Source organism: Xanthobacteraceae bacterium, from assembly GCA_019454205.1.
In the GTDB taxonomy this organism is placed as follows: Bacteria; Pseudomonadota; Alphaproteobacteria; order Rhizobiales; family Xanthobacteraceae.
The window spans coordinates 1,530,920-1,545,754 of the sequence record CP075369.1 but is presented as its reverse complement, the minus strand read 5'-3'; the positions used below and the strand labels follow the sequence as shown (position 1 = coordinate 1,545,754).

Annotated in this window: 13 protein-coding genes; 5 read left to right on the top strand and 8 right to left on the bottom strand. The window is 60.3% G+C overall.

Annotated features, from left to right (window positions below; all coding sequences use genetic code 11):
* Window positions 1–33 precede the first annotated feature (33 nt).
* The gene (locus tag KF794_07575; GenBank protein QYK46633.1) at window positions 34–1,164 is read right to left on the bottom strand and encodes a glycosyltransferase; all 1,131 of its coding nucleotides are present in this window, start codon (window positions 1,162–1,164) and stop codon (window positions 34–36) included.
* Window positions 1,161–1,718 carry a polysaccharide export protein gene (locus KF794_07570; GenBank protein QYK46517.1) on the bottom strand — a complete coding sequence of 186 codons (558 nt, stop codon included), beginning with the start codon at window positions 1,716–1,718 and terminating at the stop codon, window positions 1,161–1,163. Before KF794_07570 ends, KF794_07575 begins: the two co-directional genes overlap by 4 nt.
* 146 nt (window positions 1,719–1,864) lie before the next feature.
* Between KF794_07570 and KF794_07565 the strand changes: the two genes are divergently transcribed.
* Entirely contained in the window at window positions 1,865–3,961 is a 2,097-nt protein-coding gene (locus tag KF794_07565) for a lipopolysaccharide biosynthesis protein (protein ID QYK46516.1), read from the top strand.
* On the opposite strand, the gene KF794_07560 is transcribed toward KF794_07565, so the two are convergent.
* Window positions 3,958–5,100 (bottom strand): GNAT family N-acetyltransferase, encoded by a 1,143-nt coding sequence (locus KF794_07560; protein QYK46515.1) that lies wholly within the window; start codon window positions 5,098–5,100, stop codon window positions 3,958–3,960. The genes KF794_07565 and KF794_07560 overlap by 4 nt on opposite strands.
* 161 nt (window positions 5,101–5,261) lie before the next feature.
* Here KF794_07560 and KF794_07555 point away from each other — a divergent pair, with 161 nt between their 5' ends.
* The gene (locus KF794_07555; protein ID QYK46514.1) at window positions 5,262–6,317 is read left to right on the top strand and encodes a polysaccharide deacetylase family protein; all 1,056 of its coding nucleotides are present in this window, start codon (window positions 5,262–5,264) and stop codon (window positions 6,315–6,317) included.
* Here KF794_07555 and KF794_07550 read toward each other — a convergent pair whose 3' ends face one another.
* On the bottom strand, window positions 6,318–6,527 hold the full coding sequence (locus KF794_07550) for a DUF2842 domain-containing protein (protein QYK46513.1): 210 nt from the start codon (window positions 6,525–6,527) through the stop codon (window positions 6,318–6,320).
* An 85-nt stretch (window positions 6,528–6,612) separates the two neighbouring features.
* Between KF794_07550 and KF794_07545 the strand changes: the two genes are divergently transcribed.
* A complete protein-coding gene (locus KF794_07545) occupies window positions 6,613–7,641 on the top strand; it encodes a COX15/CtaA family protein (GenBank protein ID QYK46512.1) in 1,029 nt (342 codons plus the stop codon).
* On the opposite strand, the gene KF794_07540 is transcribed toward KF794_07545, so the two are convergent.
* Window positions 7,638–8,918 carry an O-acetylhomoserine aminocarboxypropyltransferase gene (locus KF794_07540; GenBank protein QYK46511.1) on the bottom strand — a complete coding sequence of 427 codons (1,281 nt, stop codon included), beginning with the start codon at window positions 8,916–8,918 and terminating at the stop codon, window positions 7,638–7,640. The two genes, KF794_07545 and KF794_07540, sit on opposite strands and share 4 nt — an antisense overlap.
* A 141-nt stretch (window positions 8,919–9,059) precedes the next feature.
* On the opposite strand from KF794_07540, the gene KF794_07535 reads away from it, so the two are divergent.
* A complete protein-coding gene (locus KF794_07535) occupies window positions 9,060–12,233 on the top strand; it encodes a DNA methyltransferase (GenBank protein QYK46510.1) in 3,174 nt (1,057 codons plus the stop codon).
* Between the two features lie 5 nt (window positions 12,234–12,238).
* On the opposite strand, the gene KF794_07530 is transcribed toward KF794_07535, so the two are convergent.
* Genes KF794_07530 through KF794_07520 form a run of 3 tightly spaced genes read right to left on the bottom strand, consistent with a single transcriptional unit; the run spans window position 12,239 to window position 14,282 of the window.
* Window positions 12,239–12,778, bottom strand: coding sequence for a CoA-binding protein (locus KF794_07530; GenBank protein QYK46509.1), 540 nt, complete (start codon window positions 12,776–12,778; stop codon window positions 12,239–12,241).
* Window positions 12,775–13,410, bottom strand: coding sequence for a pyridoxamine 5'-phosphate oxidase family protein (locus KF794_07525; GenBank protein ID QYK46508.1), 636 nt, complete (start codon window positions 13,408–13,410; stop codon window positions 12,775–12,777). Before KF794_07525 ends, KF794_07530 begins: the two co-directional genes overlap by 4 nt.
* 44 nt (window positions 13,411–13,454) lie before the next feature.
* Window positions 13,455–14,282: an enoyl-CoA hydratase gene (locus KF794_07520; protein ID QYK46507.1), complete on the bottom strand. Its 828-nt coding sequence runs from the start codon at window positions 14,280–14,282 to the stop codon at window positions 13,455–13,457.
* Window positions 14,283–14,380: 98 nt separating this feature from the next.
* Between KF794_07520 and KF794_07515 the strand changes: the two genes are divergently transcribed.
* Complete coding sequence (locus KF794_07515) at window positions 14,381–14,806, top strand: PaaI family thioesterase (protein ID QYK46632.1); 426 nt, start codon at window positions 14,381–14,383, stop codon at window positions 14,804–14,806.
* Window positions 14,807–14,835 lie beyond the last annotated feature (29 nt).

The window sequence follows — 14,835 nt, the reverse complement described above, 5'->3', positions numbered from 1 at the left end:
CCGTCACGGAAGACTTAACGATAGCCTTGGTTTTCAAGCACTTTTTCGGGTTAGTGCTTCCGCGTAAGCCGCGAGAATGGCGTCCGTCATGGCGGTTACGGTAAATTTTTCCCGAACGCGATTGCGCAAATTGTCTGTTCTTGCCGCGGCCTTGCCCGCGAGGGTGTCCAGCAAAGCCTTGGCAAGGGCTTTGGCATCGCGCGGTGCGATCAGCGCATTGCGCTCATCCCCGAAGATTTCCGGAATGCCGCCGACGTTGGTGGCGACGACAGGAAGGCCCGCCGCGGCGGCCTCCAGTACGATGTAGGGCAACGACTCCGCATAAGACGGCACGGCGAGTACGCGGCCCAGCGGAAAGGCTTTTCGTGCGGGCATCGCGCCGGGAAAGCGTACGAGTGTTTCAAGGCTGCGCGCCTTGCTCTGCGCCTCGAACGTGGCGCGGTCGGGACCGTCGCCGACAATGACGGCGCGCAATTCATTTCCCTGCGATTTCAGCAGGGCGATTGCATCGAGCAGCGTGCCGATACCTTTGAGGGTGCGTAACTCGCCGACGAACAGGATGTCGGCGGCATCGGGGGCGGGCGTAACTGGATCGAATTCTTCTTCGCGCACGCCGTTATAGGCGACGCGGGAAAGGCCGCGCGGCTTGCCGATTTTCTCCTCGTAGGCGCGCTGCGCAAACTCACTCTCGAACATTGCGAGGTCGGTACGGCGTAATAGCCACGATTCCACCGTGAGGTAGGCGAAGCCGAATGGATTGGCGCGCGAGAAATGCAGGCTACCGCCATGCGGCGTGTAGACGCGAAGCGCATTGCCGTGGGCAAGGCGGGCATAGGCACCGCCTTTCGCGCCGTGACCATGGATCACGTCGGCTTTCGTCGCGCGTAACACGCCCGCGACCTGCTGGACGGCGATGACATCGTTCAATCCGGCGTGGCGGCTCATGGGCATGCGCGTCACGCCCAGTTTGAGAGTCTCCGACAACGCAGCAAGCGTCTTTTCGGCCTGCTCGCCGCCAGTCGTGGAATCCGCGACCAGCCCGACTTCATGCCCGCGTGCGCTCTGTTCGCGCGCAAGATCGGCGACATGGCGAAACAGTCCGCCGACCGGTGCGCGAAAGACGTGGAGGATTTTGAGCGGCTGCACGGGGACGCGCGCCGTCAGAACCAGCGCTCGTGAACGGTGATCGTATCGCCCGGCCGGATGGCGTAGTGGAACGGCACTGTGGCGTGGATGGTGCGTCCGCTGATGTTGCGCGCGACCGTAAAGTTGGCGCGATTGGCGCGTGGCGTAAATCCGCCCGCGATCGCGACAGCCGTTTCGATGGTGAGATTGTTCACGTAGGCATACTGCCCGGCGGCGGTGACTTCGCCGAGGATGAAGAACGGGCGGTAGGTTTCCACTTCCACAGCTACGTGCGGCTCGCGGATGTAGCCGGATTTCAGCTTGCCGGTAATCGTGCCGGCGAGTTGCGCGGTGGTGAGGCCGCGTGCAGGTACCGCGCCGATCAGCGGCATCGAGATATGACCGCTTGCGTCGATGGCATAGGAGTTCGACACACCTTCCTGGCCGAACACGACGACGCGCAGCTTGTCACCGGTATCGAGGGTGTAGGGGGTGTCGAACGCCGGGTCGTTCTGAATCCGCGGCGCCGTCGCGCAGGCCGAAACCGAAAGCGCGGTAGCCAGAAGCAGGGCGAGGCGGAGGACAAAACGCATGAGGGCAGGCCGGTTGTGGTTGCCAATTTCTTACCGCCGTATGGTTAATGAACCCTGACCGGGCGCGAGACCGGGAGGGGTCTTAACCCGATGGCAACCCTAATGATTTCTTATGCGGCAGTGGTTGCGTAAGGGAGCCGTGCGTTATGCGTCGCCAAAGCCCGGAAATGCGTGCCGAAGCCGATTCGGCGGGAGCGGAGCTGGACCTGTCGTCGCTGGGGCGCGCGGTGTGGCGGCGCAAGTTCCTGATCGTATTCGTCGCGCTGGCGACGGCTGTCGCGACCTTCCTCGTCGTGAACATGATTACATCGCGCTACAAGTCGGAAGCGCGCGTCATCATCGAGAACCGCGAGACCGCCTACAATCGTCCGGAAGGCGACCGCAATGCCGAACGCGACCGCACGCTGGTCGATGCGGAAGCGGTGCAGAGCCAGGTGCAGCTTGCGCTCTCGCGCGATCTCGCGCGCAAGATGATTGCCGACCTGAAATTGGCCGAGCGGCCCGAATTCGTTTCGGGTGGCGCTTCGGTTCTCAACAGCTTGCTGTCGCTGATCGGAATGTCGCGGCCTGCCAGTTCGCAGAGTCTCGAAGACCGGATTCTGGAGCGCTACTACGAGCGGCTCAGCGTCTATCAGGTCGATAAATCCCGCGTCATTGCCATCGAATTCCAGTCGGAAGACCCGGTGTTCGCGGCGCGCGCCGCCAATGCCATCGCGGACGGCTATATCCGCTTGCAGCAGCAGGCTAAGCAGGAAACGATCCGGCAGGCGAACCTCTGGCTCTCCGGCGAGATCGACCGGCTTCGCGCGCGCGTAGCGGAAGCGGAATCGAAGGTCGAGGAGTTCCGTTCCAAGTCCAATCTCTATGTCGGCACGAACAATACGCCGCTCAGCGCGCAGCAGCTTGCCGAACTGAACACGCAACTCTCCGCCGCGCGCACGCGCAAGGCGGACGCCGAAACCAAGGCGCGGATCATCCGCGGCATCCTGAACAGCGGCAAGCCGGTGGAAATCAGCGAGGTGCTGAACTCCGAACTGATCCGCCGCCTGAACGAACAGCGCGTGACCTTGCGGGCGCAACTGGCCGAGCAATCCTCGACGCTGCTCGACCAGCATCCGCGCATCAAGGAACTGAAAGCGCAACTCGGCAATCTCGAAGGTCAGCTTCGTCTTGAGGCTGACAAGATCGCCCGCGCATTCGAGAACGACGCCAAGCTCGCGTCCGCGCAGGCGGAGTCTATTCTCATCATTCTCGACCAGCAGAAGAAGCAGGCGACTGCGCTTGGCACCAACGACGTGCAGCTTCGCGCGCTGGAGCGCGATGCAAAATCGCAGCGCGATCTGCTGGAGTCCTACCTTGTCCGCTATCGCGACACTGCCGCCCGCGAGACGCCGGAAGCGGTGCCGGCCGATGCGCGCGTGATCTCGCGCGCGCTGCCTTCCGCCCGGCCGCATTTCCCGAAGAAACTGCCGATCGTCTTCATCGCGACGCTCGGCATGTTGCTGCTCACGATCGCGATGATCGTGACCTCGCAACTGTTGCGTGGCGACGTTTATCGCAACGCGACGCTGGTCCCGGCCGAAGATACCGATATTCCCGAAGCCGAGCCTGAAATGCCGAAACCGGCCGTGCAGCGCGCAGCACCGCAGGTGGTTGCTCCTGTCCAACCTCTAGATGCCGGGCCGCTGGCCGCTCACGTGCGCATGCTGGGGAAGGGCATCGTACTCGTAACTCGCAACGCCAACGAGCCATCGTCGCAACTTGCGCTCGATGTGGCGCGCGATCTCGCGGGCAACGGCGCGAAAGTTGTCTATGCCGATCTCGACGGCGAAAGCGGAGTCGGCGCTGCGCTGGTTCCGGGTTCGGGCGGGCGGGGGCTAAACGACCTGCTCGCCGGTTTCGCCAAATTCGGTGAGGCGATCCACCGCGATCCCTTGTCGCGTGCGCATGTGCTCGGCACCGGACGTTCGGTGCCGTCTTTCGCCTCATTGCTGACGGCGGATCGTCTCGCGATCGTGCTGGGCGCGCTGGCGCAGACCTACGAGCACGTCATTGTCGCCGTGCCGCCGCTTGCGACTACGGTAGGCGCGAACCGCCTGGCGCGATTTACGCGCGGCGTTATGCTGATCGCAGGCGAGAGCGACGAGATCATGGCGACCGCGGCCGCCGATGCGATTACGGCCAAGGGTTTTGCCAATGTCGCGATGGTTACGATCAACGACCGGATGCCGGCGGCGGCCTAACGGCCAAGCACGCCGCGCACCGCTTTCGCCATTCGCCAAAGCGCGGGCGTGGTTTTGACGAAGCGCTTCAACCCCGCCTGTGCGCGCATCAGCGGCACCAGCGCATGTCCTGCGGCTGATAGCGGCAGGTAGCTGTCGAACAGGTCTTCGGTCTGGTCGCAGAATACGAATTTGTATTCGGCTTCGCCGACGCCGAGATCGAGCATCGCATAACCGCGGTCGGCAGTATTCGTGACCATGTGGGCGATGGTGATGATGCCGGGGCTGTTGCGGCCGTTCTCGCTCGCGGTGAACGAACTAATCATGGTCGAAAGCCGTTCGCCGTCGGATACGCCTGCGTACAGCGCGAGGATTTCGCCCGCACCTTCGAGCGCGTGGATTTCCAGCGCGCCGCTGACGGCGGCCTCACGCAGGAACGCCTCGACTTCCGGCTCATCGAATGGATTAGGAATCTTGTGAAGCGCCATGTATTCGCGCTTCTGCGCGAAGAAGGCATCCATCACGCGCTTCGCTTCTTCCGAATTTGACGCGAGGAAGTAGCGGTAACCTTCCAGCTTGGCGAGCTTGCGTTCCTTGCCGCGAATACGGCCGCGATAGCTGGTGGTGAGCTGGCGCGAGAGTACGGCTTCGCCCGGCTCACCGAGTTTCATCCGGTAGCCGACACTGGGTGAGGGCTGATGCGGGAGCGCGAGGAACGGATTGTCGAGGCCATGCCAGTGCAGCGGCTGGTTGTGCAATTCAAGCATCGCGATGTTGGGGCGCTGCGCGGCGATTTCCGCCATCAACTTTCTGATGAAAGCGTCGTCGAAGACGGTGCCTTTGCGCCACAGGCCCAAATTGTAGTTCGCATGCTTGCCGCCGAGAAAGCGCGCAACGCGAAACGGGCCATGCGGGAACGTGCCGAGCGGCAACAGGCAAATAGGCTGACCGGAAGCGTCGTGACCCACCGCAATCAGCGGCTCGACACCTTCCTTGACGCCGATATGTTTCTGCCAGAGACGAAGGAAATCGTAGCGCTGATACGGCGAGAGATACGCATTCCGCTCCAGCACGTGCCAGATGTTCGCTGCGTCCTCGAAATTGTTGAGCAGTTCAACGCGCGCCAGCTTGAGGACGGCGGTGGTATGGCGTTCCGCCACGCTCACATCCGGTTGCGGGACAGCCGTTTCTGCGCGGGCGAGCAAGGTCGGACGCCTTTCGGAAAGGTTCTTGTTGTGGGCGAGAGACTTGCAAAGAATTATCAATATTCCGTTGGCACATTCGGACGAATCCGCTTACCGCCTAAGTCTCTGGGAATTTGATGAATTTTCGAAAAGCCGCGATCCGCGCCGGGTTGGAAGCGCTGTTTTTCTCCGGCGCTTACCGCGCATTCCGGCCGCTTTCGGCCGGGGTTGGGGCGATTTTCACGCTGCATCATGTGCGGCCGGCGCGGGTTGGAGCGTTTCAGCCGAACCGCGGTCTCGAAATCGAACCGCAATTTCTGGAACTTTTCATCGAACTGTTACGCAAGAAGAACGTCGAGATCGTCAGTCTCGACGAAGTGCACCGGCGGCTTGCGAACCACGATTATCCGGGGCCGTTCGCGGCGTTCACCCTTGACGACGGCTATCGCGATAACCTCGAGCACGCTTGGCCGGTCCTGAAGCGCCATGACGCGCCGGCTTCGCTTTTCATTGCCAGCAGCTTTCCGGACAAGCTCGGCGAGCTGTGGTGGGTTTCGCTGGAACGCGTGATCGCGGGCAGTGAGCGGCTGGTAATCGAAGTGAACGGCAAGTCGCGCTTCGTCGATTGCAGCAATGCTTCGGCGAAATGCAAGGCTTTCAATGAAATCTACTGGTGGCTGCGTTCGTTCGCGGACGAAAGCGAGCTTCGCCGCGTCGTCAACGATTTGTGTCAGCGCTATGGCGTCGATCCGCTCGGCGCGTCCAAAGATCTTTGCATGGACTGGAAAGAAATCGCGTCGATAGCGGCCGATCCGCTGATCTCCATCGGCGCGCATAGCGTGAACCACTACATGCTGAAGAAGTGGCCCGCCTCGACGCTTGAAAATGAACTCAAACAGAGCGCGAAAGTGATCGAGGCAGCGCTCGGCAAGAAGCCGCTCGATTTTGCCTATCCGGTCGGCGATCCGACTTCCGCAGGGCCGCGAGAATTCGCGGCGGCGAAAGCGGCAGGCTATCGGCTCGCGGTGACGACGAGGCCCGGCGTGATCTATCCCGAACACCGCGAACACATGCACGCGCTCCCGCGCGTTTCATTGAACGGCGAGTTTCAGGCGTTGCGTTATGTGGAAGTGCTACGTTCCGGCCTGCCGTTCGCGCTGCAAAGCGGATTTAAGCGCGTCAACGCCGCGTAATCACGCGCGGTCCGGTTTTCCCATCCACTTGATCAGAAATCCGGCTGGGATCACCCAGCCGAGGCCGATCGCAAGAAATACGAACAGGCGGTTGAGCGCGGAAAGCTCGGCAACGCGCCCCTGCGCGATCAGCATACCGAATAGCGCCCACACGATGACGAGGGCGAGCAGGGCAAACGTGCCGATCAGTTTTCGCTGGCGCTGGCGCATGGGTGCGGCTTTGCGAACATTGCAGGGAAGGGTGCCGCTCTATAAACCTCGCGCGGCCTCCTGTTAATCCGGATTTGCCGACGCGATGCCGCAGACCGTTGACCCGACGCGCAGCGATCCGTTGCGGAATGTGCGCCGCTGGCTATGGGCGGTCGCGGCGCTCGTCGCCGGGATGGTGATACTGGGCGGAGCGACGCGGCTCACCGGCTCCGGGCTTTCGATTACCGAATGGAATGTCGTGACCGGCGTGTTCCCGCCGCTCTCCGAAGCGGCGTGGCTGGCCGAATTCGAGAAGTACAAGGCCATTCCGCAGTACCAACAGATCAACAAGGGAATGAGTCTCGGCGAATTCCAGTTCATCTATTTCTGGGAATGGGCGCACCGGCTGCTGGGGCGTATCGTTGGTTTCGCTTTCGCGGTGCCGCTCGCCTTCTTCTGGTGGAAGGGGAAGGTCGACCGTGCGCTCGGCTGGAAATTGCTCGTGCTGCTGTTCCTCGGCGGGCTGCAAGGCTTCATCGGCTGGTGGATGGTGGCTTCGGGCCTTTCGGTGCGAACCGATGTCAGCCAGTACCGGCTTGCGGTGCATCTCACGCTGGCCTGCATCATCTTCGTTGCATTGGTATGGGTCGCGACTACGTTGCTGCCGAAGCAGGCGACTGCCGGGCGGCGCGGCAAGATTTTCGCGATTGTCCTGATTGTGCTGTCGCTGGTGCAGGTTTTCCTCGGCGCCATCGTCGCGAAGACGAATGCTGGCCTCACCTTCAACACCTGGCCGCTGATCGACGGCGTGTTCCATCCGAAGCGCGAGCAACTGTTCCTGCTCACGCCGTGGTGGCGCAACTTCTTCGAGAATGTGATGGCTGTGCAGTTCAATCACCGCATGACGGCGTATCTGTTGTGGTTCGCCGTACTCGGTTATGCACTTTGGCAGATGCGGCGCGCAGCGTCGCGTGAGGCGTGGATATTGTTCGCGCTGATTACCGCGCAGGCGGTGCTTGGAATCTTTACGCTGCTCTACGCGGTGCCGCTCGCGCTCGGCCTCGCGCATCAGGCCGGCGCCGTCGTGGTGCTGGCTTACGCCAGCTACCACGCGGCGAAGCTAAGAAGCGCTTAAGCGTTCAGCCCCTTTTCCAGATCGGCGATGATGTCCTCGACATCCTCGATTCCGACCGAGAGACGCACGACCTCCGGACCCGCACCGGCAGCGGTTTTCTGCTCGTCGGTGAGCTGCTTGTGCGTCGTGGATGCGGGGTGAATGATCAGCGAGCGCGTGTCGCCGATATTCGCGAGGTGCGAGAACAGTTCGACGTTCGAGACCAGCTTCACACCCGCGTCAAAGCCGCCCTTCAAACCGAAGGTAAGCACCGCGCCTGCACCCTTTGGAGAGTATTTCTGCTGGAGCGCATGGTATTTGTCGGATTTCAGGCCCGCGTAGCTGACCCAAGCGACCTTCGGATGCTTGCTGAGAAACTCGGCGACCTTCAGCGCATTGTCCGAATGTTTCTGCACGCGAAGCGGCAACGTTTCGATGCCGGTGACGATCAGGAATGCATTGAACGGGGAGAGCGCGGGGCCGAGGTCGCGCAGGCCGAGTACACGGACTGCAATTGCAAATGCGAAGTTGCCGAAGGTTTCCGCGAGGACGATGCCGTTATATTCGGGGCGCGGCGCGGAGAGCAGCGGATAGCGCTTGTTGTTGATCCAGTTGAACTTGCCGCCATCGACGATGACGCCCGCGATCGAATTGCCGTGACCGCCGAGGAACTTCGTCGCCGAATGGATGACGATGTCCGCGCCATGCTTGAACGGCTGGATGAGGTAGGGGGTGGCGAGCGTGTTATCGACGATCAGCGGCACACCGGCTTTCTTCGCGATCTTTGCGATGCCTTCGATGTCGGTGACGATGCCGCCGGGATTCGCGATCGATTCGATGAAGATGGCTTTCGTCTTCGGCGTGATCGCCTTCTCGAAGGTCGTGATGTCGTCGGTGTCGGCCCACACCACGTTCCAACCGAAACTTTTCACCGAATGGCTGAGCTGATTGATCGAGCCGCCGTAGAGGCGTTTCGCGGCGACGATTTCGTCGCCCGGCTCCAGCAGCGCATGGAAGACAAGGATCTGCGCGGCGTGACCGGAAGCGACGCCGAGCGCGCCGGTGCCGCCTTCTAGCGCGGCGACGCGCTCCTCCAGCACGTTGTTCGTGGGGTTGCCGATGCGGGTGTAGATATTGCCGAAGGTCTGCAGGCCGAACAGCGAAGCCGCGTGCTCCACGTCGTCGAACACGAACGAGGTGGTCTGGTAGATCGGCGTGGCGCGCGCGCCGGTAGTGGGGTCGGGCGTCGCGCCTGCGTGGATCGAGAGCGTAGCGAAACCGGGTTCGCGGTCGGACATCGTGCTGCTTCCTTGTTCGGACGATAATACTCACAAATAATGTGAATATAATCGAATATCACAAATCAGGTGTGATTTAGGCAGAAGGCGGGTGGTGGGTCAACTGGGCTAGCATACGGTGAAGAATCGCGGGGGGCGGGAGTGATCGAAGAATTCGTGAGCAAGGTCGCCGAGGTATACCGCACCGGTAACGCGACCGAACACTCCTACCGCCCCGCGCTCCAGAAACTGTTCGATTCGCTGGACCCGGAAGTCTCCGCGCTGAACGAGCCGCGCCGCGTCAAGGTCGGCGCGCCGGATTTCTCGCTGAGCCGCTCTGAAATCGTCATCGGCCACTGCGAGGCGAAGGACCTGTCCGTCGATCTCGAAGCGATGAAGGACGCGAATCTCACGCAGAAGAAACGCTACACCGAGGGCCTTGCCAATCTGCTCTACACCAATTGCCTTGAGTGGCTTTGGTATCGCGACGGCGAACTGAAACATAAGGTTCGCATCGGCGATTTCCTGATGGGCGTGCAGCCCATCCCCGCGAACTACGCCGCGCTTGAAGCGCTGCTCCGCGAATTTATTGCGCAGACGCCGCAGACCATCACCTCGTCTCGCGCGCTCGCCGAGCGCATGGCGGGCAAGGCGGTGCTGATCAAGGACGTGCTCGCGAATTCGCTGATGGAGGACAAGGACGGCTCCTCCGAGCTGATGGATCAATACAATGCTTTCAAGGAGCACCTGATCCACGACATTTCCATCGCGGATTTCGCAGACATCTATGCCGAGACCATCACCTACGGGATGTTCGCCGCGCGCCTGCACGATACCGGGCTAGATACCTTCGACCGGCAGGAAGCGCTCGAACTTCTGCCGAAGTCGAATCCGTTTCTGCGCAATCTGTTCGGCTATATCGCGGGACCCAATCTCGACCCGCGCATCAGCTGGATCATCGACGATCTGGCGCGCCTGTTTCGCGCATCGAATGTTTCGGTGCTCATGGAGAAATATGGCAAGACCACGCAGCGCAACGACCCTTTCCTGCATTTCTATGAAGACTTTTTGAAAGCTTATAATCCGGCGAAGCGCGATGCGCGCGGCGTTTGGTACACGCCTGAGCCTGTGGTGAACTTCATCGTGCGTGCGGTGGATGAAGTACTGAAGAGCGAGTTCGGTTTAGCCGAAGGCCTTGCCGATACTTCGAAAGTGACGATCGACTGGGATACCGGGCAGCGCGGCACGACGAAGGCTGGCAAGCTTACGAAATCAACCAGGACCACGACCGTCAAAAAGGAAGTTCATCGGGTTCAGATTCTCGATCCTGCTACCGGCACCGGCACCTTCCTGGCGGAAGTGATCAAGCAGATCGCGCCTCGGGTAAAGAACAAGGCGCCTGCGTCATGGGCCGGTTACGTCGAGAGGGATCTGATTCCGCGTCTGCACGGCTTCGAGCTTTTGATGGCGTCCTACGCCATGTGCCACCTGAAGCTCGACATGGTGCTGCGTGAATATGGTTATGAGCCAACAGCGAAGCCGCCGCGCGTCAGCGTCTATCTCACCAATTCACTGGAAGAAGGCGCGGCCGCGAACCAGACATTGCCTTTCGCGCAATGGCTCTCGAATGAAGTCAAGGAGGCCAACAAGATCAAACGCGACATGCCGATCATGTGCGTGATCGGCAATCCGCCTTACAGTGGGATATCGCAAAATAGAGGCGCTTGGATTGAGAATTTAGTTGCAGCTTACAAAGTTGAACCCGGCGGAAGTGAGCGGCTCCAAGAACGGAAACATTGGCTCAACGACGACTACGTAAAATTCATTCGTATGTCTGAGGCTTTGATTGAGAGAAACGGCAGCGGCGTCTTAGGCTTCATCACCAATCATGGATATCTAGACAACCCGACATTCCGGGGTATGCGTTGGCGTCTCGCTACCACCTTCGACAAAATTTTTGTTATCGATCTTCACGGCAACTCCAATAAGCGCGAAGTCAGTCCGGACGGGCGACCAGATAAGAATGTCTTCGATATTCAGCAGGGCGTAGCGATTGTCGTAGCGATCAAACGGCCTGTTGAAAAACCGTCGTCACCGAGACTGGCGCAGATTTCGCACACTGAGCTTTGGGGGGATCGGCAATCAAAGTATGACTGGTTGTGGAACTCCTCACTTCAGGTGACCGATAAATCCCAGCTTGAAGATCTGAAGCCACCCTATTTTATGTTTGGAGGCGAAGACACGGGGCGAGCGGAGTATGAACGCGGCTTCGCTCTAAACGAGTTCTTTAATGTCTCTTGCACTGGAATCATCAGTGCGAGGGACGACTTAACTGTCGATTTTTCGTCGACCGATCTCCTAGCAAAATTGCAGCGTTTCCTCAGGGCCGACCGCAATCATGCTGACGTTCGACGTGAATTTTTCAGCGACCGAAAAGCAGGCAGCTACGCGCCTGGAGATAGCAGAGGATGGAAACTTGAACTGAAGCGCCCAATTCTTCAGCGACGAGGTGTAGGGGGGATCGAACTGCGTCCAATTTTGTATAGACCGTTTGATATGCGGGCTATTGCGTACGACGATGATATTGTTGATTGGCCGCGACGTGATCTTATGGGCTCGTTCGCATCGGGGCAGGATATTGCTTTGCTTAGTCCACGCATGACGTCGGATGACTATAGCCCGCTGGTTACCGACGCTTTGATAAGCAATAAAGCGGGCTCCCGGTACGATCAAACCTATTTCTTTCCGCTTCACATTGCGCCGCAGGGACTAGATCAAACGCGCCGCGTCAATTTCGACGAAAAACTTTATTCAAAGCTCCGCAAGATTGCGACGCGTGAAAAATCTAGCGAACCGGACGAAGTCGCCGTGTTCGACTACATCTACGGCGTGCTGCATTGCCCCGCCTATCGCGAAACTTATGCCGAGTTTCTGAAAATCGATTTCCCGCGCATTGCGTGGCCCGCGAGCGCGGACGTGTTCTGGGATGTCTCGGACAAGGGCGGGCAGCTTCGCCGCCTGCATCTCATGGAGGCGGAAGCCATCGGCGACACGTCTTATCCCTTCACCGGCGACGAGGGCGAGGGAAAAAGCAAAATCGAGAAGCCAGAATATCGCGGCGGCGCGGTCTGGATCAACAAGCACCAGCGCTTCGAGAACGCGCCGGAAGTCTCATGGAGTTTTTATATCGGCGGCTATCAGCCCGCGCAGAAATGGCTAAAGGACCGCAAGGGCCGCACGCTGGATTATAACGATGTGCAGCACTATCAGCGGATTTTAAAAATCCTCGCCGAGACCGACCGCATCATGAAAACAATCGAGATGCCGCTGGAATAATGCCGTCACCCCTTCGGCTCGATCTTCTGACCAATCGACAGCCGCTGCACGCCGCCTTCGAGACGTTTCGGGCGCTTTGACGAGAGTTTGCGCGTGTTGACGCCGGCCCAGTTGATCTCGCCGGAGAGGCGGCCGTATTCGATCTTCGGGCAACGGTCCATGACCACGCGCATGCCTGCTTCTTCCGCGCGCTGCGCCGCTTCGTCGTTGCGCACGCTCAACTGCATCCAGAACACCTTGGGGAGAGGCGAGAGCTTGAGCGCTTCGTCGAGCACGGCGGGTACTGCGTCGCTTGAGCGGAACACGTCGATCATGTCGATCGGCTCCGGCACGTCCGCAAGCCTCGCGTAGGCCTTAATGCCCGCGATCTCGCCGCCGCCCTGACCGGGATTGATCGGAAATACCTTGTAGCCGCGCTCGGCGAGATACTTCACGACGAAATGGCTGGGCCGGTTGTCCTTCGGAGACGCCCCGACAATCGCGACCGATTTCACGTCGTGCAGGATCGAACGGATGTAACTGTCGTCGTACTTGTCGTGGTTCATTGGTCTTCGAATTTCTTTCCGAGCGCCTCGTTAAGCGCTGCCCGTAATTGCTGGTTCTCGGTTTCCAGCGCAACGATTTTTTGCTGGATCTGGGCTATCGCAGCCTGAATCTCTTCTTTCGTGTACCGCTCGGCAATGTGCTGCGAGCAGTTCACGTCCCATGCTTCCACGGTAAACAACAACGCGCGCTCTGGCTTTGCTTTGTAGCCCTTGTCGAACAGCTTTTCGATCAGCGCGGCGTCGCCTTCGACGGCTTTCAGGCGGCCCCAAATCTTGATGCGGGCACGTGCCGCCGGGTCGAGCAGAAACAGAAACGCGCGGTCGTTGTTCTCGATGTTCGAGATCGTGATGTATTGGCGGTTGCCGCGATAATCCGCGAAGCCCAGCGTTTTCTCATCGACGATCTTGATGAAGCCGCGCGGCCCGCCGCGATGCTGGATGTAGGGCGAGCCATTTTCGGTGACGGTTCCGAGGAACGCCGTATCGATGCGCGCAATAAACTGAGCGAGATCGGCGGTAATGACGTCGGGAAAACCTTGCTCCACGCGGCCTGCATAGGCTCTGGCAGAACCGCGCTGTTCCTGTGCGCGCCGGGCGGCAGGAGGGAAAACCAGATCGCTGTTGTTGCTCATACCAACCTAAGTGGGCGCGTGTGGCAGTCCGCGCCAGTCACGGTTCAGCGATCTTCCCATTTCGGCGTGCGTTTCTCGACGAATGCGCCGATGCCTTCCTCGGCGTCGCGCGCCAGCATGTTTTCCGTCATCACCTGCGCGGTGTAGCGATACGCGCTTTCGAGGTCGAGTTCGCGCTGGCGGTAGAAGGCTTCCTTGCCGATTTTCAGCGTATGCGCGGACTTGGACGCAATCTGGTTCGCGAGTTCGAGCGCGCCGTGCCGTTCGCTGTCCGGATCGACCACGCGATTGACCAGCCCGATTTCATACGCGCGCTGCGCGGAGATCAGGTCGCCGGTGAGCAGCATTTCCATCGCGTGCTTGTTCGTGACGTTGCGCGAGAGCGCGACCATCGGAGTCGAGCAGAACAAGCCGATGTCCACGCCGGGCGTCGCGAAGCGCGCTTCCTTCGAGGCGACGGCGAGATCGCAGGAAGCGACCAGCTGGCAGCCCGCCGCGCTTGCCGCACCGCCGACCGCCGCGATCACCGGCTTCGGCAGGTTGACGATAGACATCATCATCGCGGCGCAACTCTTGAACATGTGTTCGAAGAAGGCGCGTCCGCGGTCGCTGTCCGTGCGGCGCGCGGTCATTTCCTTCATGTCGTGGCCCGCGCAAAAGCCGGGGCCGTTCGCGGCAATGATGAGCGCGCGCACGGCCTTGTCGTCGCGCACCTTTGCGATTTCCGCCGTAAGGGTGTCGATCATCGCCTGCGAGAGCGAGTTTCGCGCAGCGGGACGATTGAGAACGAGCATCGCGACCGGGCCGTGATCCTCGCGAAGTATGATGGGGGCGGCGTCAGGCTTCTGGGCGAGGGCGGTTTGCGGGGTCATTTGGCGTTTTGATTTGTCAGGTTGGCGGCTTCTCGTTTCCTGCTTCGCATTGTATCCGAAAAGAAAAGTCCGGGTGAGGAGGCAAGTTCGTGGCTGCCATGCAACTCAAAATGACGGTCGAGGAACTGCGCGAATACCTCGCGAAGGAGTTTCCGCAGGCCTATGGCCCAAGCAAGCCGAACAAGATCGTCTCGGTGGGGCCGGGGACTGCGGTGGTGCAGTTCACGGCGGGCGAACGCCACCTGCGTCCCGGCGGCACGGTATCGGGACCGACCATGATGGGCCTTGCGGACGGCGCGATCTATGTCGCGATCCTCGCCGTGATCGGGCCGGTCGCGCTGGCGGTGACGACCAGTTTTACATGCAATTTCCTCTCGAAGCCGCAGCCGGGCGATCTCCTCTGCGAGGTCAAGATCCTCAAGCTCGGCAAGCGCCTGGTGGTGGCCGAGGCCGTTATCCGGGGCGTCAACGACGAGGACCCGGCAGCGCATGTGGTCGCGACCTATTCGATTCCGCCGCGATAAGGCACTTAGCGGCAGGTATCAAAATACCA

Excerpts from the sequence above, each read along its gene's own strand:
- KF794_07555 (QYK46514.1), top strand. The coding sequence starts at position 5,262 with ATGAATTTTCGAAAAGCCGCGATCCGCGCCGGGTTGGAAGCGCTGTTT.
- KF794_07530 (QYK46509.1), bottom strand. The coding sequence starts at position 12,778 with ATGAACCACGACAAGTACGACGACAGTTACATCCGTTCGATCCTGCAC.
- KF794_07525 (QYK46508.1), bottom strand. The coding sequence starts at position 13,410 with ATGAGCAACAACAGCGATCTGGTTTTCCCTCCTGCCGCCCGGCGCGCA.
- KF794_07540 (QYK46511.1), bottom strand. The coding sequence starts at position 8,918 with ATGTCCGACCGCGAACCCGGTTTCGCTACGCTCTCGATCCACGCAGGC.
- KF794_07520 (QYK46507.1), bottom strand. The coding sequence starts at position 14,282 with ATGACCCCGCAAACCGCCCTCGCCCAGAAGCCTGACGCCGCCCCCATC.
- KF794_07545 (QYK46512.1), top strand. The coding sequence starts at position 6,613 with ATGCCGCAGACCGTTGACCCGACGCGCAGCGATCCGTTGCGGAATGTG.
- KF794_07550 (QYK46513.1), bottom strand. The coding sequence starts at position 6,527 with ATGCGCCAGCGCCAGCGAAAACTGATCGGCACGTTTGCCCTGCTCGCC.
- KF794_07570 (QYK46517.1), bottom strand. The coding sequence starts at position 1,718 with ATGCGTTTTGTCCTCCGCCTCGCCCTGCTTCTGGCTACCGCGCTTTCG.
- KF794_07515 (QYK46632.1), top strand. The coding sequence starts at position 14,381 with ATGCAACTCAAAATGACGGTCGAGGAACTGCGCGAATACCTCGCGAAG.
- KF794_07565 (QYK46516.1), top strand. The coding sequence starts at position 1,865 with ATGCGTCGCCAAAGCCCGGAAATGCGTGCCGAAGCCGATTCGGCGGGA.